General features: G+C 68.3%; 21 protein-coding genes. 14 read left to right on the top strand and 7 right to left on the bottom strand.

The features are described 5' to 3' along the window. Positions 1-26 precede the first annotated feature (26 nt). The 4 genes from ABZX37_RS22400 to yhjD all read left to right on the top strand — a co-directional run bounded on the left by ABZX37_RS22400 (position 27) and on the right by yhjD (position 4,124). The gene (locus ABZX37_RS22400) at positions 27-842 is read left to right on the top strand and encodes an exodeoxyribonuclease III (RefSeq protein WP_354742511.1); all 816 of its coding nucleotides are present in this window, start codon (positions 27-29) and stop codon (positions 840-842) included. 350 nt (positions 843-1,192) lie between these two features. Further along, the gene (locus tag ABZX37_RS22395; protein WP_354742365.1) at positions 1,193-1,678 is read left to right on the top strand and encodes a hypothetical protein; all 486 of its coding nucleotides are present in this window, start codon (positions 1,193-1,195) and stop codon (positions 1,676-1,678) included. Positions 1,679-2,023: 345 nt separating this feature from the next. Further along, positions 2,024-3,043 carry a tryptophan--tRNA ligase gene (trpS, locus tag ABZX37_RS22390; RefSeq protein WP_354742363.1) on the top strand — a complete coding sequence of 340 codons (1,020 nt, stop codon included), beginning with the start codon at positions 2,024-2,026 and terminating at the stop codon, positions 3,041-3,043. 67 nt (positions 3,044-3,110) lie between these two features. After that, a complete protein-coding gene (yhjD, locus tag ABZX37_RS22385) occupies positions 3,111-4,124 on the top strand; it encodes an inner membrane protein YhjD (protein ID WP_354742361.1) in 1,014 nt (337 codons plus the stop codon). Positions 4,125-4,193: 69 nt separating this feature from the next. Here the strand turns inward: yhjD and ABZX37_RS22380 are convergent, their stop codons facing one another. Further along, entirely contained in the window at positions 4,194-5,423 is a 1,230-nt protein-coding gene (locus ABZX37_RS22380) for a D-alanyl-D-alanine carboxypeptidase family protein (RefSeq protein WP_354742359.1), read from the bottom strand. Positions 5,424-5,465: 42 nt separating this feature from the next. On the opposite strand from ABZX37_RS22380, the gene ABZX37_RS22375 reads away from it, so the two are divergent. After that, positions 5,466-5,711, top strand: a complete 246-nt coding sequence (locus tag ABZX37_RS22375; protein WP_354742357.1) for a hypothetical protein — start codon at positions 5,466-5,468, stop codon at positions 5,709-5,711. A 69-nt stretch (positions 5,712-5,780) separates the two neighbouring features. Then, entirely contained in the window at positions 5,781-7,163 is a 1,383-nt protein-coding gene (locus ABZX37_RS22370; protein WP_354742355.1) for a S8 family serine peptidase, read from the top strand. Positions 7,164-7,228: 65 nt separating this feature from the next. Here ABZX37_RS22370 and ABZX37_RS22365 read toward each other — a convergent pair whose 3' ends face one another. The 4 genes from ABZX37_RS22365 to sdhC are packed head-to-tail and all read right to left on the bottom strand — an operon-like array spanning position 7,229 to position 10,659. After that, positions 7,229-7,999, bottom strand: coding sequence for a succinate dehydrogenase iron-sulfur subunit (locus ABZX37_RS22365; protein ID WP_354742353.1), 771 nt, complete (start codon positions 7,997-7,999; stop codon positions 7,229-7,231). Next, the gene (sdhA, locus tag ABZX37_RS22360; protein WP_354742351.1) at positions 7,999-9,753 is read right to left on the bottom strand and encodes a succinate dehydrogenase flavoprotein subunit; all 1,755 of its coding nucleotides are present in this window, start codon (positions 9,751-9,753) and stop codon (positions 7,999-8,001) included. Before sdhA ends, ABZX37_RS22365 begins: the two co-directional genes overlap by 1 nt. 35 nt (positions 9,754-9,788) lie before the next feature. Beyond that, entirely contained in the window at positions 9,789-10,205 is a 417-nt protein-coding gene (locus ABZX37_RS22355; RefSeq protein WP_067589564.1) for a succinate dehydrogenase hydrophobic membrane anchor subunit, read from the bottom strand. A gap of 4 nt (positions 10,206-10,209) precedes the next feature. After that, positions 10,210-10,659, bottom strand: coding sequence for a succinate dehydrogenase, cytochrome b556 subunit (sdhC, locus tag ABZX37_RS22350; RefSeq protein WP_354742349.1), 450 nt, complete (start codon positions 10,657-10,659; stop codon positions 10,210-10,212). A 553-nt stretch (positions 10,660-11,212) separates the two neighbouring features. Between sdhC and ABZX37_RS22345 the strand changes: the two genes are divergently transcribed. From ABZX37_RS22345 to ABZX37_RS22320, 6 genes are all read left to right on the top strand, one after another. After that, positions 11,213-12,355, top strand: a complete 1,143-nt coding sequence (locus tag ABZX37_RS22345; protein WP_354742347.1) for a BMP family ABC transporter substrate-binding protein — start codon at positions 11,213-11,215, stop codon at positions 12,353-12,355. 79 nt (positions 12,356-12,434) lie between these two features. Continuing rightward, entirely contained in the window at positions 12,435-14,000 is a 1,566-nt protein-coding gene (locus tag ABZX37_RS22340) for an ABC transporter ATP-binding protein (RefSeq protein WP_354742345.1), read from the top strand. Beyond that, positions 13,997-15,094 (top strand): ABC transporter permease, encoded by a 1,098-nt coding sequence (locus ABZX37_RS22335; protein ID WP_354742343.1) that lies wholly within the window; start codon positions 13,997-13,999, stop codon positions 15,092-15,094. The genes ABZX37_RS22340 and ABZX37_RS22335 overlap by 4 nt, the downstream gene beginning before the upstream one ends. Before the next feature lie 47 nt (positions 15,095-15,141). Next, on the top strand, positions 15,142-16,374 hold the full coding sequence (locus tag ABZX37_RS22330) for an ABC transporter permease (protein WP_354742509.1): 1,233 nt from the start codon (positions 15,142-15,144) through the stop codon (positions 16,372-16,374). Continuing rightward, on the top strand, positions 16,374-16,763 hold the full coding sequence (locus tag ABZX37_RS22325; RefSeq protein WP_067589577.1) for a cytidine deaminase: 390 nt from the start codon (positions 16,374-16,376) through the stop codon (positions 16,761-16,763). The genes ABZX37_RS22330 and ABZX37_RS22325 overlap by 1 nt, the downstream gene beginning before the upstream one ends. Next, the gene (locus ABZX37_RS22320; RefSeq protein ID WP_354742341.1) at positions 16,760-18,034 is read left to right on the top strand and encodes a thymidine phosphorylase; all 1,275 of its coding nucleotides are present in this window, start codon (positions 16,760-16,762) and stop codon (positions 18,032-18,034) included. Before ABZX37_RS22325 ends, ABZX37_RS22320 begins: the two co-directional genes overlap by 4 nt. A gap of 61 nt (positions 18,035-18,095) precedes the next feature. Here ABZX37_RS22320 and ABZX37_RS22315 read toward each other — a convergent pair whose 3' ends face one another. Continuing rightward, positions 18,096-19,187, bottom strand: coding sequence for a PA containing protein (locus tag ABZX37_RS22315; protein WP_354742339.1), 1,092 nt, complete (start codon positions 19,185-19,187; stop codon positions 18,096-18,098). Between the two features lie 211 nt (positions 19,188-19,398). On the opposite strand from ABZX37_RS22315, the gene ABZX37_RS22310 reads away from it, so the two are divergent. Together ABZX37_RS22310 and ABZX37_RS22305 are read left to right on the top strand one after the other, a co-directional pair. Further along, positions 19,399-20,490, top strand: a complete 1,092-nt coding sequence (locus ABZX37_RS22310) for an adenosine deaminase (RefSeq protein ID WP_354742337.1) — start codon at positions 19,399-19,401, stop codon at positions 20,488-20,490. Positions 20,491-20,602: 112 nt separating this feature from the next. Continuing rightward, complete coding sequence (locus ABZX37_RS22305; RefSeq protein WP_354742335.1) at positions 20,603-21,811, top strand: MFS transporter; 1,209 nt, start codon at positions 20,603-20,605, stop codon at positions 21,809-21,811. Here ABZX37_RS22305 and ABZX37_RS22300 read toward each other — a convergent pair. Continuing rightward, on the bottom strand, positions 21,808-22,362 hold the full coding sequence (locus tag ABZX37_RS22300) for a helix-turn-helix domain-containing protein (RefSeq protein WP_354742333.1): 555 nt from the start codon (positions 22,360-22,362) through the stop codon (positions 21,808-21,810). The genes ABZX37_RS22305 and ABZX37_RS22300 overlap by 4 nt on opposite strands. Positions 22,363-22,425: the final 63 nt, after the last annotated feature.

The following is a 22,425-nucleotide window of genomic DNA, read 5'->3' as shown; positions in this document are numbered from 1 at the left end:
GAAAATTGTCGGACCCGGCGGGTAGCGTGCGCGGGGTGCTGATCGTCTCCACTGTCAACGTCAATGGCCTCCGGGCCGCCGTCAAGAAGGGCTTCGTCGAGTGGCTGGCCGCCACCGAGGCGGATGTCGTCGCGTGTCAGGAAGTGCGGGCCGAGGCCGCGCAGCTGCCCGCGTCCGTCGTCGCGCCGGAGGGGTGGTTCGCCGCGCACGCGCCCTCGGTCGCGAAGGGACGCAACGGGGTCTCGCTGTACAGCCGCGTCGAGCCGGACGAGGTGCGGACCGGGTTCGGCGAGCCCGAGTTCGAGGACAGCGGGCGGTACCTGGAAATGCACCTGCCCGGCGTGGTGGTGGCGAGCCTGTACCTGCCGAGCGGCGACGTCGGCACCGAGCGCCAGGACGAGAAGGAGCGCTTCATGGCCGCGTTCCTGCCGTACCTGGTCGAGCTGCGCGCGAAGTCGGCCGCGGAGGGCCGGGAAGTTGTCGTGGTGGGCGACTGGAACATCGCCTACGACACGGTCGACCTCAAGAACTGGCGCGGCAACCAGAAGAACTCCGGCTTCCTGCCCGAGGAGCGCGAGTGGATGGGCCGCGTCTACGAGGCGGGCTACACCGACGTCCAGCGCCGTCTCGACGCCGAGGGCCCCGGCCCGTACACGTGGTGGTCCTACCGGGGCAAGGCGTTCGACAACGACTCGGGCTGGCGCATCGACTGCCAGCTCGCGACCCCCGGTCTCGCGGAGAAGGTGACGTCCGTGGTGGTCGAACGGGCAGAGTCGTACGACCAGCGCTGGTCGGACCACGCGCCGGTCACCGCGAAGTACGACGTGCCGTTCCCGGGTTGAGCCTGGTTGTGGTGCTGGTGACTAGCTGGTGAATAACCTGCTGAGGGTAGTTCGGGTTTGTTCTGCGGGGTGATTCTGTCCGGTTTCGCCGGGGTTGAGGACACTGTGCGTGGTTCCGCGAGCCGCGCACGGCGCTGACCACCGACGACACCGAGACGTCAGGGGTGCCCATGGTTACTCCCCGAGTGGGCGCTAGCCTCGGCACCCGAGTTGATCAGATCCGACAGGTCTTGACACGCTCGGTAGTTTTCTGACCAGTAGCACGTCGAGAACTCATCCTTACGGGTGAGGCACTCACTCAGAACAGTCACCTCGCGGGAGGCACTCCGGTGCGCAACCCAGGCCGGTTCGTGACACGGTCCACGCTGGCGCTTGGCCGTCCGGTGCCGCGCGCGTCCGTCACCCCATCGGGGGTGCCCGGCGCGACGGCAACCAAACCGACTTCGATTCGCGACGCGGCGCGGGACGGTCGCGGTGCTTTGGCGGCAGGCAGCAGGGCAGCGGCTTCGGGCCGTTCCTTGGCTGTTGCGGGCGGACGCGTCCTGGCGGTGCTGACGACGATCCTGGTCGCGGCCGTCGGAACGGGCGCGACAGCTTTCGCGGACGACGGTGTGGTCCGCGCGGAGACGACGTCGACCGGGTTCGGGATGCTCGGACCGGTCGGCCTGGTCGCGGTGGGCTTCGGCATCATCGGGATGGCGCTGGGCGTCGTCCGGCAGCGGCGCAAGGCCCGCGCGAAGACGATCGAGGCGGTGGCTGCCGCCGGTGCTCTCGACGAGGAGCCGACCCGGCCGCTCGAACCGGCTCCGGCCGCGCTGCCCCTGCGGCAGTCCTAGTCGGCTGGCCGGTCCTCCGGCAGCCCGGCAGCGGCGGTGAATTTCCCCGCCAGAACCTTCTTACGGCCTGGTCGGCACCGAGTCGCCAGCAGTCCCGGCGAGCTGTGTTCGGTTCGCAGAGTGCCCAGGCCTGAATCTCACGGCGGTGCTGAATCGTCGGCGGTCCCGACAAACCGCGCTCAGTTCGGGGGCTGAGCCTTCCGGCGGCGCTGAATCGCCAAGCAGCGGCTCCTCCCCGGAAGTGAATCTTCGGGCGGAGCCGTCGAGGCGTCCCGGCTGCCCGTCCGTCCCGCGAACCGGCGGGCCCGCGGCGCCGCCTCCTTCGCAGCCTGAAAGAATCTCGGCGTGTCCGACGAACAGAACGGGCGCCTGCGGGTGCTTTCCGGGATCCAGCCGACTGCCGACTCCTTCCACCTCGGCAATTACCTCGGTGCCCTGCGTCAGTGGGTGCGGCTGCAGGACACCCACGACACCTTCTACTGCGTCGTCGACCTGCACGCGATCACCGTCGAGCAGGACCCGAAGGTGCTGCTCGAGCGGACGCGGCGCTCGGCCGCGCAGCTGCTCGCCATCGGGGTCGACCCGGCGCGCAGCGCGCTGTTCGTGCAGAGCCACGTGCCCGAGCACGCTCAGCTGAGCTGGGTGCTCGAATGCCAGACCGGCTTCGGCGAGGCCGGGCGGATGACGCAGTTCAAGGACAAGGCTGCCAAGCAGGGCAGCGACCACGCGAGCGTCGGCCTGTTCACCTACCCGGTGCTGATGGCCGCGGACATCCTGCTCTACCAGACCAACGCGGTGCCGGTCGGCGAGGACCAGCGGCAGCATCTCGAGCTGACCCGCAACCTCGCGCAGCGGTTCAACAGCCGGTTCGGCAAGACGTTCGTCATGCCGGAGCCGTTCATCGTCAAGGACACCGCGAAGATCTACGACCTGCAGGAACCGACGGCGAAGATGAGCAAGTCGGCGGCGACCGCCAACGGGCTCGTCGAGCTGCTCGAGGACCCGAAGCGCTCGGCGAAGAAGATCCGTTCCGCGGTCACCGACACCGGCCGCGAGGTCCGGTTCGACCGCGAGGAGAAGGCGGGCGTCTCCAACCTGCTCACGATCTACTCCGCGCTGACCGACCGCAGCGTCGCCGACCTCGAAACCGCCTACGAGGGCAAGGGTTACGGCGATCTCAAGAAGGACCTCGCCGAGGTGCTCGTCGACTGGGTCACGCCGCTGCAGGAGAGCGTCCAGTCCTATTTGGACGATGTCGCCGAGCTGGACCGGATCCTCGCCGCGGGTGCCCGGCAGGCGCGCGAGGTCGCGTCGGCCACGCTCGCGTCGGTCTACGAGCGGATCGGGTTCCTGCCCGCGAGCTGATCGCGACCGGTAACCGCGCGGGCACGCTCGCGTTGCGGGGCCCGGTTGCCGTGGTTAGCGTTTTCCGGTGGCGAAAGAGACCGGTGACAAGGAAAAGCTGCTGCCCCGGCTGCGGCGGAAGTACCCGTGGCTGGATCACCTGATCCGCGCCAACGACTCCTTCAACGAAAACTACGGCAACCATTACGCGGCGGCGATCACCTATTTCAGCGTGCTGTCGGTGTTCCCGATCTTCATGGTGGCGTTCGCGGTCGTCGGCATGGCGCTCGGGCACAACACCGCGGTGATCGACCAGATCACGCACGGGATCGACAGCTCGGTGCCGGAGGGGCTGCGCGGCCTGGTCAAGCAGATCACCGACGCCGCGCTGAAGTCCGGCAGCGGCATCGGGGTCTTCGGGCTGCTGCTGGCGCTCTACTCCGGCATCGGCTGGATGGCCAACCTCCGCGACGCGCTCACCGCGCAGTGGGGCCAGGAGAAGAAGACGGAACCGTTCGTCAGCAAGACGATCAAGGACCTGCTGTCGCTGCTCGGGCTCGGGCTGGCGCTGGTCGTGTCGTTCGCGCTCACCGCGGCGGGCAGCGGTCTCGGCGAGCTGCTGCTGAAGCTGGTCGGGCTGGAAGGCCAGGGGTGGGCGAAGTTCCTGCTGCACCTCGCGACGATCGTGCTCAGCCTGATCGCCAACGCGCTGGTGTTCCTGTGGGTGATCGCGCGGCTGCCGCGGGAGCACGTCGCGCTGCGGAGCGCGGTCAAGGGCGCGCTCATCGCCGCGGTCGGATTCGTGGTCTTGCAGCAGGTCGCGACGGTCTACCTGGCGAGCGTCACGAAGTCCCCGTCGGCAGCGATCTTCGGGCCGGTGATCGGGTTGCTGGTGTTCGCGAACCTCGTGTCGCGGTTCCTGCTGCTGGTGACGGCGTGGACGGCGACCGCGCGGGAGAACCAGCGGCGGGTGGTGCAGCCGCCCGCCCCGGTGTTGCTGGAGCCGCGGATAACGGTGCAGCACGGGCTGGGGCTCGGTTCGGTGGCCGGCGCGTTCAGCGCTGGTGCCCTGCTTGCCTGGCTAGGCCGCCGAAAAGGCTGAAAAGTACGTGAGGGGAACCCTGAGGGAATCAGATTCCCTCAGGGTTCCCCTCACGTACCTGGCCGGTTACTACGCGCGGGGGTTGCGCTTTCGCTGATAGCTGATGACGAACCCGGCCACGATGATCACCAGCACGAGCACCGTCAGCACCCAGCCGGTGGTCCCGAACGGGTCCGGCTTTTCCGCGGCCGCGGTCGTCGCGCCAGCGGGGGTGACCTGCTTGTCGGACATCGGGGCGGAGTCGGCGCTCAGCGACTGGTAGGCGATCTGACCGACCGGCTGCGCGCCGTTCTTCTCCAGCGCGAAGCCGTAGTCGAGCAGTTTCGCCGCCTGGTCGACCACCTTCGTCGGGCGCTGTTCGGCCCGCATCATCACGATCGCGAGGCGGTGGCCGTCGCGTTCCGCGCCGCCGACGTACGTGTGCCGCGCGTCGTCGGTGAAGCCCGTTTTCCCGCCGAGGAAACCGGGATACACGCCGAGCAGCTTGTTGTCGTTGAACACCGGGATCGGCGGCTTCCCGTCGATGGCCGGGATCGTGAAATTCTTCGTCGCCACCACCTTGGCGAATTCCGGCTGCTTCATCGCGTAGTGGAAGACGAGGCTCAGGTCGTACGCCGAGGTCGACATGCCCGGTCCGTCGAGGCCGGACGGGGTCGCCGCGCGGGTGTCGGTCGCACCGATGCGGGCGGCGAGCGCGTTCATCTTGGCGACCGCCGCGTCGGCACCGCCCAGCGCGGTCGCGAAGGCGTGCGCCACGTCGTTGCCCGAGTGCATCAGCAGGCCGTGCAGCAGCTGGTCCATCGTGTAGTGCCCGCCGGCGGCGATGCCGACGCAGGTGCACTCCTGCTCGGCGTCCTCCTTCGTCGGGACGATGACCTGCTCGGGCTTCAGCTCGGTGACGACCACCAGCGCCAGCAGCGTCTTGATCAGCGACGCGGGCCGCTCCCGCGCGTGCGGGTCCTTCGCCGCGACGACCGCGCCGGTGTCGAGATCCTGCAGGACCCACGACGCCGAGGTGTCGCCAGGAGGCAGCGCGGGCGCGCCCGGCGGGAGGATCGGGCCGCAGCCGCCCAAACGGTCACCGCCGACCGGCTGGGCGGGCACCGGGAGCGGCGGCGGGACGGTCTGGCCCGGCTTCGGCTTCTCCGAGGTGTCCACCGGGGCCGGCGGCGCGGCGTGCTCGGTGCATTGCTCCGCCGACGCCGGGGCGGCGAGGGCGACAGGCGCGGCGACGGCTACGAGGGCTGCGGCGAGTGGCGCGGCGAATGCTCGCAGCGACCGGGCGAAAGCAGGGTGCACCCACGCAATCTAGCGCCGATGGCCCGGCGGCATACTCGAGACATGCGCATTTCACGAGGTACAGCGATGGCCTTGTTCGCTTTCGGCATCTGGTCCTGGATCATCTGGATCACGTTCGCCAAGAACCTGTGGGCCAGCAACCAGTCCTGGGCGGCCGACGGTTCACCCACTGGGTACTTCGTCGTGCACGCGGTGCTGACGGTCGTCTCGTTCGTGCTCGGCACCGCCATCGGGGTGCTCGGCTGGCGCGGCATCCGGGCGACGTCGAAGGACCGCGCTAACACCTGATGGGTCCTTTGGTCGGTGGCGCGTGCGTCCGGGCTGGCTTAGTTTCGGGCGACCGACCATGGAGGCTAAATGTCCCGTTTACGTCGATTGCTCGTCCCCGTCGCGGTCGCTGGGGTCGCCGCAGGAGCGGTGGCCGTGCCAGCGTCCGCCGCGCCCGCGCCGTCGTGCGACACCACCAGCACGCAGTACAGCTACGTCGTGTTGTACCAACCGGGCGAGAAGCAGCGTTCGGTCGACACGGAGCTGAGCGCCAAGTGCGGCAAGCGGATCGCGTACTACCCGGAGATCGGCGTCGCGGTCGCGAGCTCGCGCAACGCGGACTTCGCCGACCGGCTCGGCGTGAAGCGGGCGTACTCGGCGGGCAAGGACGTCGCCGCGAAGGCCGCCGCCCGCGCCGGATTGCGCTCGGCGGTCGGCATGCTGGAGCGGACGGAGAGCGTCGCCGCCGGTGACGATTTGTCGACTCAGCAGTGGGACATGCGCGCCATCCACGCTCCGGAGGCGAACAAGATCAATCCCGGTTCGCGATCGGTCACCGTCGGCGTGCTGGATTCCGGCATCGACGCCAAGCACCCCGCGCTCGCGCACGCGGTGGACCCGCGGTCGTCGACCGGCTGCGTCACCGGCGCACCGGACGCTTCCGCGTGGACGCCGACGAACTCCGACCACGGCACGCACGTCGCGGGCACCATCGCGGGCAAGGACCCCGCGCGCGGCTTCACCGGCATCGCGCCGGGCGTGCGCTTGGCGTCGGTGAAGGTGGTGAACGACGACGGCTACATCTTCCCGGAGGCGGCCGTCTGTGGCTTCGTTTGGGCCGGACAGCACGGCTTCCAGGTGACGAACAACAGCTACTACATTGACCCCGGGATGTTCTACTGCCGCAACGAAGCAGGCGACGCTGCCGCGTACGAGGCCGTACGGCGCGCTGTCACTTACTCGACGCAGCGCGGGACTCTTAACATCGCTGCAGCGGGCAACTCCGGCTTCGACGTGCGTACGCAGACTGTGGACCCGAACCGTCCACACAAGATTGACTCTTCGTGCGGCATCCTGCCGAAGGCGATCGACGGTGTGGTGACGGTGTCTGCGGTTGGTTACGCGGGTACGAAGTCTGTTTACTCCAACTACGGCTCGGTCACGGTCACAGCGCCGGGCGGGGATTCGGGGCAGAAGCCGCCTGCCGGGGAAGGCGCGGGATGCCCGCTGTCGACAGTGTTCAATGGCGCTTACGGCACTAAGTGCGGCACTTCGATGGCCTCGCCGCATGCGGCCGGGGTTGCGGCTTTGCTGGCTTCTACGCATCGGAACGCGCCGCCGCGCGCTTTGGCGGCTTTGCTTACCGCGGAGGCGGATCCGGTGGCTTGCGATGTTTCGGCTTGCGAGGGCCCGAAGCAGAACAACTCGTACTACGGGCGCGGTTTGGTGAACGCGCTCGACGCGGTTCACTGAAGTACGTGAGGGGAACCCTGAGGGACTCAGAGTCCCTCAGGGTTCCCCTCACGTACGTTCGGAGATCAGACGCGCTTGAAAAGCAGCGCCCGCTTCACTTCCTGAATCGCCTTCGTCACCTGGATCCCGCGCGGGCAGGCGTCGGTGCAGTTGAACGTCGTGCGGCAGCGCCACACGCCCTCGCCGTCGTTCAGGATGTCCAGCCGCTCTTCGGCGCCCTCGTCGCGGGAGTCGAAGATGAAGCGGTGGGCGTTCACGATCGCCGCCGGGCCGAAGTACGAGCCGTCGTTCCAGTAGACCGGGCAGGACGACGTGCAGCAGGCGCACAGGATGCACTTGGTGGTGTCGTCGAACCGGTCGCGGTCGGCCTGGGACTGGATCCGCTCGCGGGTCGGCTCGTTGCCGTAGGTGATCAGGTACGGCTTGATCGCCCGGTACGCCTCGAAGAACGGGTCCATGTCGACGTAGAGGTCCTTCAACGTCGTCAGGCCCTTGATCGGGGCGATGGTGATCTCGGTCTTCTTGCCGTTCTTCTCCAGCAGGTCCTTCATCAGGACCTTGCAGGCGAGGCGGTTGATGCCGTTGATCTGCATGGCGTCCGACCCGCACACGCCGTGCGCGCAGGAACGACGGAAGGAGAACGTGCCGTCGATGTAGTCCTTGACGTAGAACAGCAGGTTCAGCAGCCGGTCCGTGCGCTGTGCCGGGACGTCGTAGGACTCCCAGTGCGGCTCGGTGTCGACCTCCGGGTTGAACCGGAGGATCTTCAGCGTGACCGTGATGGGGGTGTGGTCGGCGTCCGCCGTGGCCTCTGCTTCAGGGGTGGCCGTCGTCATCAGTACTTCCGCTCCATCGGTTCGTAGCGGGTGAAGGTGACCGGCTTGTAGTCGAGCCGGATGTCGGACGACAGCCCCTCGCCCTGCTTGTAGGCCATGGTGTGCCGCATGAAGTTCGTGTCGTCGCGGGTCGGGTAGTCCTCGCGGGCGTGGCCGCCGCGGGACTCCTTGCGCGCGATCGCGCCGACGACCAGCACCTCGGCCAGCTCCAGCAGGAAGCCGAGTTCGACGGCCTCGAGCAGGTCGGTGTTGTACCGCTTGCCCTTGTCCGCCACGGTGATCCGCTGGTAGCGCTCCTTGAGCGCCTGGATGTCGGTCAGCGCCTGCTTCAGCGTGTCCTCGGTGCGGTACACCGACGCGTGCGAGTCCATCGTCTGCTGCATTTCCTTGCGGATGTCGGCGACGCGCTCGTCGCCGTGCTCCGACAGCAGACCGGCCAGCTGCTCCTCGACCAGGGTGGTCGGGTCCTCCGGCAGTTCGACGTGCTCGTGCGCCAGCGCGTACTCCGCGGCGGCGATGCCCGCGCGGCGGCCGAAGACGTTGATGTCCAGCAGCGAGTTCGTGCCCAGCCGGTTCGAGCCGTGCACGGACACGCAGGCGACCTCGCCCGCGGCGTACAGGCCCGGGATGACGTGCTCGTTGTCGCGCAGCGCCTCGCCGTGGATGTTCGTCGGGATGCCGCCCATGACGTAGTGGCACGTCGGGAACACCGGCACCGGCTCCTTGACCGGGTCGACGCCCAGGTAGGTGCGGGAGAACTCGGTGATGTCCGGCAGCTTGGTCTCGAGGACCTCGACCGGGAGGTGGGTCACGTCGAGGACGACGTAGTCCTTGTTCGGCCCGCAACCGCGGCCCTGCAGCACCTCCTGGACCATCGACCGGGCGACGATGTCGCGCGGCGCGAGGTCCTTGATGGTGGGGGCGTAGCGCTCCATGAACCGCTCGCCGTCGGCGTTGCGGAGGATGCCGCCCTCGCCGCGCACCGCCTCGGAGATCAGGATGCCGAGGCCGGCGAGGCCGGTCGGGTGGAACTGGAAGAACTCCATGTCCTCCAGCGGAAGGCCCTTGCGGAAGATGATGCCGAGGCCGTCGCCGGTCAGGGTGTGCGCGTTCGAGGTGGTCTTGAAGATCTTGCCCGCGCCGCCGGTGGCGAACACGATCGACTTCGCCTGGAACACGTGCAGCTCGCCGGTGGCCAGCTCGTAGGCGACCACGCCGGTGGCGATCGGGTTGCCGTCCTCGCCCTCGGAAAGGACCAGGTCGAGCACGTAGAACTCGTTGAAGAACTCGGTGCCGTGCTTGACGCAGTTTTGGTACAGCGTCTGGAGAATCATGTGGCCGGTGCGGTCCGCGGCGTAGCAGGCGCGGCGCACCGCGGCCTTGCCGTGGTCGCGGGTGTGCCCGCCGAACCGGCGCTGGTCGATCTTGCCCTCGGGCGTCCGGTTGAACGGAAGGCCCATCTTCTCCAGGTCGAGGACGGCGTCGATGGCCTCCTTGGCCATGATCTCCGCGGCGTCCTGGTCGACCAGGTAGTCACCGCCCTTGACGGTGTCGAAGGTGTGCCACTCCCAGTTGTCCTCTTCGACGTTGGCCAGCGCGGCGCACATGCCGCCCTGTGCCGCGCCGGTGTGGGACCGGGTCGGGTACAGCTTGGTGAGGACCGCGGTGCGGGCGCGCTGGCCGGACTCGATGGCCGCGCGCATGCCGGCGCCGCCCGCGCCGACGATCACCACGTCGTACTTGTGGAACTGCATAGGGAAAGACTCCGCTAGCTAGTGGTGGGTGCGCCTCAGGAGGCAGGCATCTCGGGGTCGAACGTGAAGATCACCATCGTGCCGACGGCCAGGATGAGCGCCATCGAGACGTACAGCAGGATCTTCAGCCAGAACCGGGTGGAGTCCTTGCGCGCGTAGTCGTCGATGATCGTGCGCAGGCCGTTGCCGCCGTGGATCTCGGCGAGCCACAGCATCGCGAGGTCCCAGAACTGCCAGAACGGCGAGGCCCAGCGGCCGGCGACGAAGCCCCAGTTGATGCGGTGCACGCCGCCGTCGAGGATGTTCATGATGAACAGGTGGCCCAGCACCAGGATGATCAGCGCGAGCCCGGAGATGCGCATGAACAGCCAGCTGTAGAGCTCGAAGTTGCTGCGCCGGGCGGACGGGCGCCGCGGCGAGCGCGGCTTCTCGAGGATCAGAGCGTCGGCCATGGGATCAGGCACCCCCGAAAAGCGTCTCGACGGTGCGCTTCAGCATGAAGAACGCACCCGGAACCATCACGACCACCCACACGACGCCGATGACCCAGAGCATCGTCTTCTGGTACTTCGGGCCCTTGGCCCAGAAGTCGACCAGCAGGACGCGCAGCCCGTTGAGCGCGTGGAACAGCACCGCGCCGACAAGGCCGACCTCGAGCAGGTTCACGACCGGCGTCTTGTACGTCTCGATGACCTGGTCGTAGGTGTTCGGCGACACGCGCACGAGCGCGGTGTCGAGCACGTGCACGAACAGGAAGAAAAAGGTCAGCACGCCGGTGATGCGGTGAAGCACCCAGGACCACATGCCGGGGTCGCCCCGGTAGAAAGTTCCCTGCCGGCGTGAGGCACCCGCCCGATCGCTAGCTCCTGCCCCGCTTTCGGTGGCAGTGCTCGCCGTGGTGGACATCGGTGAACGGCCTCCAACGTCATGACTGTCGTGCCCGGGTGACCGGTGAGGTCCGCACCCGCGGCCGGGGTCGGTCCACTGGGGACAACTCCGGCGACGGTGCCGAGATCAGGGGCCATCGAGCGTGGATGCATGGATGCTAGACCCGACCCATACGCGCGGCTCACCTCCGGGTTCCTCTCTGTGATGGACCAGACACCGGTGACCACGGCAGACCACTCGGACGTGTGGTCTGGAGCACGTCAAAGCGGTCCGTGAGGGGAACCCTGAGGGACTCTGATTCCCCCAGGGTTCCCTTCACGGACTTTTTCCGGGCGAAAGGCGCCACGGTGCGTGATCGCGGCGGGCGGGGCGGCGGCTCTTGATCACGGTCGGCGCCGGATTGGTCGCGGATCGAGCCTCCGAGTAAACATTTGTGTTACGTAGCGTGCCGTTCCTATGGCGGTTACCCGGCGGTTGGGTACGGTCTGCCAGTTGAGCCCGGGCGACCGTGACCGGGCCGTTCCTGGATCGTCCGCTGGATCAGCGGGGAGGGAGACACACGTTGCGTCGCATGCGTGGAACCGCGCTGGCCGCCGCGACCATGGCTGGGGTGCTTGCACTGGCCGGGTGCGCGAAGGACACCGGGGGAAGCAACAACAACGCGTCCGGTTCGGACGGTAATTCGGGCTCGAACTGCATCACCGCCCCGAAGCCGCCCGCCGCCCCGGCCGCCGCCACGAGCAGCAGCGCCGCCTCGGGCAAGGTCGACGGCAGCAAGCTGAAGGTCGGCCTGGCCTTCGACGTCGGCGGTCGCGGTGACGCTTCCTTCAACGACGCGGCCGCCGCGGGCACCGACCGGGCGAAGTCCGACCTCGGCGTCCCGACCGTCAACGAGAGCACCGCGAGCGCGTCCGAGAGCGAAGCCGCCAAGCAGCAGCGCCTCGAGCAGATGGCGCAGCAGGGCCTGAACCCGATCGTCGCGGTCGGTTTCGCCTACGCGCAGTCGGTCAAGGCCGTCGCCACCAAGTACCCGAACACCAAGTTCGCGATCGTCGACGACGACTCGATCACCCTGCCGAACGTCACGCCGCTGGTCTTCGCCGAGGAGCAGGGCTCGTTCCTGGCCGGCGTCGCCGCCGCGTACAAGAGCAAGAAGTGCCACGTCGGCTTCGTCGGCGGCGTGAACACCCCGCTGATCCAGAAGTTCGAGGCGGGCTTCCTGCAGGGCGCGAAGGCCGTTTCGAGCAAGATCAAGGTCGAGGACGAGTACCTGACGCCGGCCGGCGACTTCTCCGGCTTCCAGGACCCGCCGAAGGGCAACGCGAAGGCCGCCGCCGAGATCTCGCGCGGCGCGGACGTCGTCTACCACGCCGCCGGTGCCTCCGGTAAGGGAGTGTTCGACGCGGCGAAGCAGAACAACGCGCTGGCCATCGGCGTCGACTCCGACCAGTACAACCAGAAGACGGTCGCCGCCGACAAGGACATCATCATCACGTCGATGATCAAGCGCGTCGACGTCGCGGTGTTCGAGTACCTGCAGGCCGTCGCGAAGGGCGACCTGAGCACGGTGCCGAAGCGCTTCGACCTCAAGTCCGACGGGGTCGGCTACTCCACCTCCGGTGGCAAGGTCGACGACATCAAGGACGTGCTCGACGGGTACAAGGCCCAGATCGTTTCCGGCGCCATCACGGTTTCGGACAAGCCGGCCAAGTAACGCTCATGACGCGTCAGGGCTCGGAAGGATCTTCCTTCCGGGCCCTCACGCGTTTCGACAGAACGGGATGTCCCCTCCGATGACCGAGATCGAGGCCGAAGCCGTCCCCGACCGGGGCGTGCCGGCCGTCCAGTTGACCGGGATCACCAAGCGGTTCCCCGGCGTCGTCGCGAACTCCGACGTCAACCTCACCGTCGCGGCGGGCGAGGTGCACGCGCTGTGCGGCGAGAACGGCGCGGGCAAGTCGACCCTGATGAAGATCCTGTACGGGATGCAGCAGCCCGACGAGGGCAGCATCGCCATCAACGGCGCCGAGGTGCGACTGCGCAACCCGCAGGACGCCATCCGCACCGGGATCGGCATGGTGCACCAGCACTTCATGCTCGCCGACAACCTGACCGTCGCGGAGAACGTGTTCCTCGGCGGCGAGGCGCTGCACGGCATCGGCCGCGCGGCGCGGGCGCGGCTGGCGGAACTGTCGAAGCGGACCGGGCTGCACGCGAAGCCGGACGCGCTGCTGGAGGAACTCGGCGTCGCCGACCGCCAGCGCGTCGAGATCGTCAAAGTCCTTTACCGGGGCGCGAAAATCATCATCCTCGACGAGCCGACCGCCGTGCTCGTGCCGCAGGAAGTGGACGCGCTCTTCGCCACCGTCCGCGAGATGCAGGCCGACGGGTACACGTTCCTCTTCATCTCGCACAAGCTCGACGAGGTGCGCGCGATCGCCGACACGGTCACCGTGATCCGGCGTGGCACCACGGTCGGCACCGCGGATCCGAAGAAGATCACCAGCCGCGAACTGGCCGAGATGATGGTCGGTTCGGAGCTGCCGAGCCCGGAGACGCGCGAGTCGACGGTGACCGACCGCGAGGTCCTGCAGGTGCGCGAGCTGCGGCTGTCCGCCGAAGGCTCCGAGCGCAACGTACTGGACCACATCTCCTTCACCGTGCACGCGGGCGAGGTGCTCGGCATCGCGGGCGTCGAGGGCAACGGCCAGACCGAACTGGTCGAGACGATCATGGGGATGCGCAAGGTGAGCGGCGGCCACATCGAGCTGACCCCGCCGGACGGCAAGACGCACGATCTGGTCAAGCTGGGCACGCTCGCCCGGCGCGAGGCGGGCATCGGCTACATCGCCGAGGACCGCACCCGGCACAGCCTGCTGCTGACACAACCGTTGTGGGTCAACCGGATTCTCGGCTACCAGACGCGCGAACCGGTGTCCGGCGGGCAACTGCTCAACATCGCGGGCGCGCGCGAGGACACCGAGCGGATCGTGCGCGAGTACGACGTCCGCACGCCCGGCATCGACGTTCCGGCCGCCGCGCTGTCCGGCGGAAACCAGCAGAAGCTGATCGTCGGCCGCGAATTGTCCGGCAACCCGGTGCTGCTGATCGCTTCGCACCCGACGCGCGGGGTCGACGTCGGCGCGCAGGCGTTGATCTGGGAACAGATCCGCCAGGCGCGTGCCGACGGCCTCGCCGTGCTGTTGATCTCGGCGGACCTCGACGAGCTGATCGGGTTGTCCGACACCATTCGCGTGATGCTGCGCGGGCGGCTCGTGAGCGAGGCCAACCCCGCCACCGTCACTCCGCAGGAACTCGGTTCCGCCATGACCGGCGCCGAAGAAGGTGAAGACTCATGAGTTCGTGGCGCACGCGGCTGTTGCCGCCTCTGCTCGCGATCGCGTTCGCAGTGATCCTGTCCGCGATCGCGCTCGTCATCTCCGGCGCCGACCCGTTGCAGGCCTACGGGACGATGATCGGCCAGCTGTTCAAGGGTTCCACCGCGGTCGACACGGTGAACCTCGCGACGGTGTACTACCTGTCCGGCCTCGCCGTGGCGATCGGGTTCCAGATGAACCTGTTCAACATCGGCGTCGAGGGCCAGTACCGGTTCGCCGCGGTGATCGCCGCGATCGTCGGCGGCGCGCTGCAGCTGCCGCCGGTCATCCACACCATCGTGATCCTGCTGGTGGCCATCGTTTCCGGCGCGCTGTACGCGACGATTCCGGCGGTGCTCAAGGTGACCCGCGGCGTCAGCGAGGTCATCTCGACGATCATGCTGAACTCGATTGTCGCCGGCATTATCGCGTTCCTCATCAACGCCGACCAGTTCGGCGTGCAGACCGGCAACAACATCGGCACCAGGGTGATCGCGCCGTCCGGCCGGATCCCGGGCATCCCGCTCGGGTCGGGCACGCTGTTCGGGTTCGTGTTCATCGCGGTCGTGATCGGCGCGGCGTACTGGTTCATGTTGAACCGCACCAGGTTCGGCTTTGAGCTGAAGGCGAGCGGCGAGTCGTCGACGGCCGCCGCGGCCGGTGGCGTGAGCGCGAAGAAGATGACGCTCATCGCGATGATCCTGTCCGGTGCGGTGGCCGGTCTGGTCGCCATGCCGGAACTGCTCGGCCGCGACTACAGCTACGGCATCACCGCGACCCAGATGTACGGCTTCACCGGCATCGCGGTCGCGCTGCTCGGCCGCAACCACCCCGGCGGCATCGCGTTCGGCGCGCTGCTGTGGGCGTTCCTGGACACCTCCGCGGTGTCGCTGGAGCAGATCAACGTGTCCAAGGAAATCGCGACGATCATGCAGGGCGTCATCGTGCTCTCGGTCGTCGTGGCGTACGAGATCGTGCGCCGGGCCGACCTCGCCGCGGAACAGCGAAGGGTCGGCAGGGCGCTCGCCGGCAACGGCCGCAAGGGCGCCTCGGTCGCGGAAGGCGGTGCGGTGTGACCACCACGACGGAGTTCTCCCGGCCTGGTCCGGAATCCGGGACGCCGATGCCGGTCAAGCGCAAGCGGCCGCGGATCCCCGGCTGGCTGCGCGGCGTGATCTGGGCCGTGGTCGCGATCGCGGTCATGTCCACCGCGTCGTACGCCACCGGCGTTTCGGCGCTGACGTCCAGCAACACCGCGTCGACCGCGCTGCGGCTGGCGCTGCCGATCCTGCTGTGTGCGCTGGGCGGGCTGTGGGCCGAGCGCGTCGGTGTGATCAACATCGGCCTCGAGGGCATGATGATCCTCGGCACCTGGGGCGCGGCCTGGGGCGCGTATTACGGCGGCGCGTGGGTCGGCCTGCTGGCCGCGATCGCGTTCGGCGCGCTGGGCGGGCTGCTGCACGCGGTGGCGACGGTGACGTTCAACGTCAACCACATCGTCTCCGGCGTCGCGATCAACCTGCTCGGGCTCGGCGTCGCGAAGTATCTGGCGAACCTGATTTTCGAGCCGCTGTCGGGAAACCCGCGCCAGTCGCCGCCGGTGCCGAAGTTCGACACCTATTCGGCGGCCGGGTTGTCGGACTGGCTGGGCTCGCTGGAGAACCAGCAACGCGTCGGGCTGTCCGACGTCGCGGGCATTCTGCGCGGGCTGGTGACCGGTGTCGCGCCGCTGACCATGCTCGCGATCGTGCTGATTCCGGTGAGCTACTGGGTTCTCTGGCGCACGCGGTTCGGCCTGCGGCTGCGTTCGTGCGGCGAGAACCCGGTCGCGGCGGAGTCACTCGGCGTGAACGTGTACCGCTACAAGTACGTCGGCGTGCTGATTTCCGGCGGCTTCGCGGGCATGGGCGGTGCGTCGCTGGTGCTGCTCAAGGGCGGCGCGGACTATCTGGAGAACCAGACCAACGGCCGCGGGTACATCGGTCTGGCCGCGATGATTTTCGGCAACTGGCGGCCGGGCGGGCTCCTCGGCGGTGCGGCGCTGTTCGGGTACTCCGACGGCCTGCAGCTCGCCGGTGGCGGTGACGCGGTGCTGGCACTGCTGTACGGCGCGGTCATTCTGCTGGCGATCATCGTGATCGTGCAGCTGATCCGGAAGCGCTGGCTCGCGGCTGCCCTCGGCGTCGTCGGCGCTGGAATTCTTTACGCGATCTACTGGACCAACGACACTCTGCCGAGCGACTTGATCCCGTACACCGCGCACTTCGTGACGCTGATCGTGCTAGCCGTTGCGTCGCAACGACTTCGGCCGCCCAAGGCGGACGGTGCGCAGTACCGGCGAGGTGAGGGCGACTGATGTCCGAAGTGGACTGGGAAGCGTTGCGGGCTGAGGCGGTCAAGGCGGCTTCGCACGCTTACGCGCCTTATTCGGGACTGCACGTCGGCGTCGCGGCCATTGTGGACGATGGCCGTCAGGTGACCGGATGCAACGTCGAAAATGCTTCGTACGGTTTGGGTTTGTGCGCTGAGTGCACAATGGCCGGACAATTGCGACTGTCCGGCGGTGGCCGTTTGGTCGCCGTCGCTTGTCGCAGCGGCGCGGGCGAATTGCTGATGCCGTGCGGCCGTTGTCGGCAGATTCTGTTTGAGCTTGGCGGTTCTTCTTGCCTGGTCGACACTCCTCGCGGGGTGCTGCCGATGTCGGAGGTGCTGCCGGACGCGTTCGGGCCGGAGGATCTGCCGTGACTTTCACTGCGGTAGATGTCATCCGGGCCAAGCGCGACGGCGGACGGCTGAGCGACGAACAGATCGACTGGGTCGTCGACGCCTACACGCACGGGGTCGTCGCGGAAGAGCAGATGGCCGCGCTGGCCATGGCGATTTTCTTGCGTGGCATGGACGACGGCGAGATCTCGCGCTGGACCGGCGCGATGATCGACTCGGGCTCGCGGCTGTCGCTGGACGTCGCGCGCCCGACCGTGGACAAGCATTCGACCGGTGGGGTCGGCGACAAGATCACCTTGCCGCTGGCTCCGCTGGTCGCGGCGTGCGGAGCCGCGGTGCCGCAGCTGTCCGGCCGCGGGCTCGGCCACACCGGCGGGACGCTGGACAAACTGGAGTCGATCCCTGGCTGGCGCGCCGCGCTTTCGCTGGACGAGATCGCGGCGCAGCTGAACTCAGTCGGCGCGGTGGTCTGCGCGGCGACCGAAGGGCTGGCTCCGGCGGACAAGAAGCTTTACGCGCTGCGGGATGTCACGTCGACCGTCGAGTCGGTGCCGTTGATCGCCAGCTCGATCATGAGCAAGAAGATCGCCGAGGGTGCTTCGGGGCTCGTGCTGGATGTGAAGGCTGGCTCCGGGGCGTTCATGAAGACCGTGCCGGAGGCGCAGCTCCTGGCGCGGACGCTCGTGGACATCGGCACCGCGCACGGCGTCGCCTGTACCGCGTTGATCACCGACATGAGCACGCCGCTCGGGCGGGCGGTCGGTAATGCAGTGGAGGTCGCCGAGGCGGTCGAGGTGCTCAAGGGCGGCGGGCCGTCGGACGTGGTCGAGCTGACCGTGGCGCTGGCCCGGGAAATGCTTACGCTCGCGGGCATTTCGGTGGATCCGGCTGAGGTGCTGGCGTCCGGCGAGGCCTACGAGGTGTGGTCCCGGATGATCGCCGCGCAGGGCGGAGACCCGTCGGCTGAGCTGCCGCGTCCGGCGCACGTGCACGTTGTCGCCGCGCCGGAGTCGGGAGTGCTGACGTCGCTGGACGCCTACGCGGTGGGCGTCGCTGCCTGGCGGCTCGGGGCTGGCCGGGCGCGGAAGGAAGATCCGGTGCAGGCCGCGGCGGGGATCTTGTGCCACGCGAAGCCTGGGGATGCGGTGGTGGCGGGGGAGCCGTTGCTGGAGCTGCACACGGACACTCCGGAGGCGATCCCGGCGGCTTTGGCTGCGCTGGAAGGCGGGTACGCGGTGGGTGCGGAAGCGCCTGCTTCGCGGGAGATCGTGCTGGAGACCGTTCGGCCCTGACCCTCGGAACGACGAAGCCCCCGTCCAGATCCTGGACGGGGGCTTCGGTCATTCAGAGACTTCAGTCAGTCGACTCGTCCGAGTCGCCGCCAGCCTTCGCCTTGGCGTCAGCCGCCTTGGGCGAACGCCCGTTACGCGAGCTACGGCGCGGCTGCCGCGGAGCGGGCGGCGGCGGGGCGATCTGCTGCACCGCGGGTCCGCCGCCCAGCATCAGTTCCGCGAAGGTCGCCATGGCTTCGTCCAGCTGGCCGCCGATGCGGCGGACCGATTCGTCGTTGCTGCGGCGCACCAGCGAGTCGACCGAGTCGGTGTCCGGCTGCTTCGACAGCGTGCTTTCGACCTTCGACAGGCCGCTGCGCACCGAGCCGTCCAGGTCGCCGATGCGGCCGGTGACGTCGTCTTCGACCTTGTCGATGCGGCCGGACAGGTCGTCGAGACGCTGGGTGATCGTTTCGAGCTTCGTGCCCACCGAGTCGAGGCGCGCGGCCGGGTCGATCATCTCGCCGGTGTCGGAGACCGCGCTCTTCAGCGCGTCGGTCGCAGTGGCGATGCGTTCCTTCGTCGCGCGGTCCAGTTCGTCCACGCGGGAGCGCAGTTCCTGGTCCGTGGTCTCGATCCGCTCGCGCAGCGACGTCTCGGCCATCTCGATCCGGTCGCGGATCGGTCCCTGCGTGGCCTGCGGCAGCGACTCGAGCTTCGCGTCCTGCTTGTCCAGGTGCCCGCCCAGCTCGTCGAGCCGGCGGTGGATGTTCTGCAGCTTGTCCTCGAGCCCGTCCATCCGGCCCGCGACGCCCTCGAACCGCGCCGCCACGCCGTCGAGGCGTCCGTCGAGCTGGGCGAAGGGCTTCGCCAGCTTGTCGACGATGCTCTCCACCGCGTGCGTGAGCGCGGCGATCGCGTTGTCTTGGGACTCCAGCCGCGTCATCGCCTCGTCGAGGCGCTCCGCCAGCACCCCGACCTCGGTCCGGTCCGGCATTTCCGACAGCCGCTTGCGCACCGCGCCGAGGGAGTCCACCGGCGCGAGCCGGGCGTAGATGTCGTCGAGCGCGTCGAAGATCTGCTGCTGCTCGCTCTCACGAACCTCGGCCGCGCGCACCAGCATGTTGCGCATCCGGTCGAACGACGGTGCGGCAATGTGGTTGTCAGTGGTCACTGCGGTGTCCTTCGTCGGCGGGGAAAATGGAAGGGACTGACCCGAGCTTATCGATGAAGAAAATTGCTGTGCGTATGGCCCCCGGGGAACGCGGATAAGGGGCGCGCCACCCGGATGGCCGATTCCTTGCGCACAGTGCTGAGCAGAGGGTTGTTCCGGTGCTCTCGGTTACGACCAGGTAGGGGAATGACAGCGAGGCTACCGTTGGAGCATGTCGGACGTAACCCCGCTGAGCGCGGAGATCCTGCGCCGTGCCCCCAAGGTCCTGCTCCACGATCACCTCGACGGCGGCTTGCGCCCGGCCACCGTCGCCGAACTCGCCGAGGATCTCGGCTACCGGGACCTTCCCGCGACGGATCCGGGGGAACTCGGCCGCTGGTTCCGCGCCGCCGCGGACTCCGGTTCCCTCGTGTCGTACCTCGAAACGTTCGACCATACGTGTGGTGTCATGCAAACGGAGGAAGCGCTGGTCAGGGTTGCCGCCGAAGCGGTGGAAGACCTGGCCGCGGACGGGGTCGTCTACGCCGAGTCGAGGTACGCGCCGGAGCTGTTCGTGGAACGCGGACTGTCACTCGATGCAGTGGTCGAGGCCGTCCAGGAAGGCTTCGCCGAGGGGACGCGGAGGGTAGCCGCGGGCGGCGGCCGGATCCGGGTGCGGACGCTGTTGTGCGGCATGCGCCAGCACGCCCGCGCGCTCGAGATCGCCGAACTCGCGGTGCGCTACCGCGACGCGGGCGTGGCCGGATTCGACATCGCCGGACCGGAGGACGGATTCCCGCCCACCCGCAATCTGGACGCATTCGACTATTTGCGCCGGAACAATGCGCACTTCACTATTCATGCCGGCGAAGCGTTCGGACTTCCGTCGATCGGCGAGGCAATCCAGTACTGCGGTGCGGAACGGCTCGGGCACGGTGTGCGGATCGTCGAGGACATCACCACCGACGCCGACGGAAATGTCCATCTTGGACGGTTGGCGGGCTACGTCCGGGACCGGCGCATCCCGCTCGAAATCTGCCCCTCGTCGAATGTCCAGACCGGAACCGTGCCTTCGCTGGCCGAACATCCCATCGGGCTGCTGGCCCGGCTGCGCTTCCGCGTCACGGTCAACACGGACAACCGGCTGATGAGCGGCTGCACGATGACCAGTGAATTCGCCGCGCTGGCCGAGACGTTCGGCTTCGGCCTCGACGACTTCCGCTGGTTCACCATCAACGCCATGAAATCCGCGTTCCTCGATTTCGACGAGCGGCTCGAGCTGATCGAGAAGGTCGTCAAACCCGGGTACGCGGCGCTCGGCTGAATCCCGGCTCCCCGAACGCGGCCGCCCCCGAAAGGCGGTTGCGTTCGTTAGCTATGCCAACTATCGTTCACTATGTAAGACATATTTCTCAAATAGTGAGACGGTGGACGGAATGGCGCAGGTCGAGACCGGGGAGCAGGTGCGGCAACAGGGCAGCTCGCGGCGGTGGCTGATCCTCGCGCTCGGCCTCGCCGCGCAGACCGCCAGTTGCTCCTTCCTTTATGGGCTGCCATTTCTCGTGCCCGCCATGCGCGAGGCCGACCATCTGACGCTGGCGCAGGCGGGCACGGTCGTCGCGGCGCCGAGCATCGGCCTGTTGCTGACGCTCATCGCGTGGGGCGCGGCTGCGGACCGTTACGGCGAGCGCCTCATCATGGCGCTCGGCCTGGGCGTTTCGGGGTTACTCCTCGTGTACGCCGCCCTGTGGCACCACCCGGTCAGCCTTCTCTTTGGTGTGTTTCTCCTGGCCGGTGCGTGCACAGCTTCGGTGAACGCGGCGAGCGGCCGGGTCGTGATGGGCTGGTTCGCCAAATCCGAGCGTGGCGTCGCGATGGGGATCCGGCAGACGGCGCAGCCGCTGGGCGTCGGCGTGGCCGCGCTCGGGCTGCCGCCACTGGCCGCGCGGTGGGGATTCCAGGCGGCGATGCTGCTTCCGGCCGTGCTGGCGGTGGGCGTGGCGCTCTTGGTGGCGCTGTTCGTCGTGGACCCGCCGCGGCCGCCGCGCGCGGCGAAGGGGGAGCGGCCGCCGTCGCCGTATCGCAAGCCGTGGCTGTGGCGAGTGCACGGCGCGAGTGCGCTGTTGGTGGTGCCGCAGTTCGCGGTGTCCGCCTTCGCGCCGGTGTATCTGGTGTCGCAGCATCAGTGGACCGCCGCGCAGGCCGGGGTGTTCGTCGCGGTGGCTCAGGTGCTCGGCGCGCTCGGGCGGCTGGCGTCGGGGTATTGGTCGGACCGGGTCGGCAGCCGGTTGCGGCCGATGCGGCAGCTCGCCGTCGCCAGCGTCGTCGTGATGCTGCTGGTCGCTGTCGGCGACGCGACTGGGCTGTGGCTCGTGTTGGCCGCGCTGGTGCTGGCTGCGGTGATCACGGTGGCGGACAACGGTCTTGGCTTCACCGCGTCGGCCGAGCTGGCGGGTGTCGCGTGGTCGGGGCGGGCGATGGGGACGCAGAATACCGCGCAGAACATCGCCGCGTCGTTGACGCCGCCGTTGCTGGGTCTGGTGATCGGGGATAGCCGGTATGCGCTGGCGTATTGCGTGGCGGCGGTTTTCCCGCTGCTGGCAATAGGTTTGGTTCCGGTGCGCGCGGAGTCCGAAAAGGACTAAGCGCGCAGGCCGTCGAGAAAGAACGCCAGGTGCCGTCGCCAGGTTTCGGGGGATTCGCGGATCAGCTGCGACATCGCGGACACCAGCGGGGCGAGATCCGCAGGTTCGAAATCCGTCCGCAACTGACCGGATTCCTTTGCCCGGTCGATAATCCGCGCCGCGTGCTCGAAGCCGGTGTGGCATGCCTCCAGTACGGCTGGGCTCAGCGGCAGCCGCCGGGCGAGTGCGTCGCTGAGTCCGTGGTCCTTGGCCTGTAAGGCAAACAATCCGTCGAGGAAGCCGGTGAAGCCCTGCCACGGGTCCGGCTCCGCCAATGCCTTCGTCGCCAGGTCGTCCAACGCGGCGAGTTGCGCGGGCAGGATCGCGTCGACAAAAGCTTCTCGCGTCGGGAAGTGCGCGTACAGCGTGCCGATGCTGACCCCGGCGCTGCGAGCGATCTGCTCCAGCGGCGCGTCGAGGCCGTGCTCGCCGAACGCGCGCGTCGCGGCGGCCAGCAGCTTGTCGCGGTTGCGGGCGGCGTCCGCGCGCAACGGCTTCGATCCGGTGGCCATGGGACCCATCGTACAAAGTCGAGGGTGCCCTCGGGTTTTGTGGTAGCTTGGCGAACGAAGTCG

The sequence above is a fragment of the Amycolatopsis sp. NPDC004079 genome (assembly GCF_040610415.1).
Taxonomy (GTDB): Bacteria; Actinomycetota; Actinomycetes; order Mycobacteriales; family Pseudonocardiaceae; genus Amycolatopsis; species Amycolatopsis halotolerans.
This window is presented reverse-complemented; position numbering and strand designations above follow the sequence as displayed.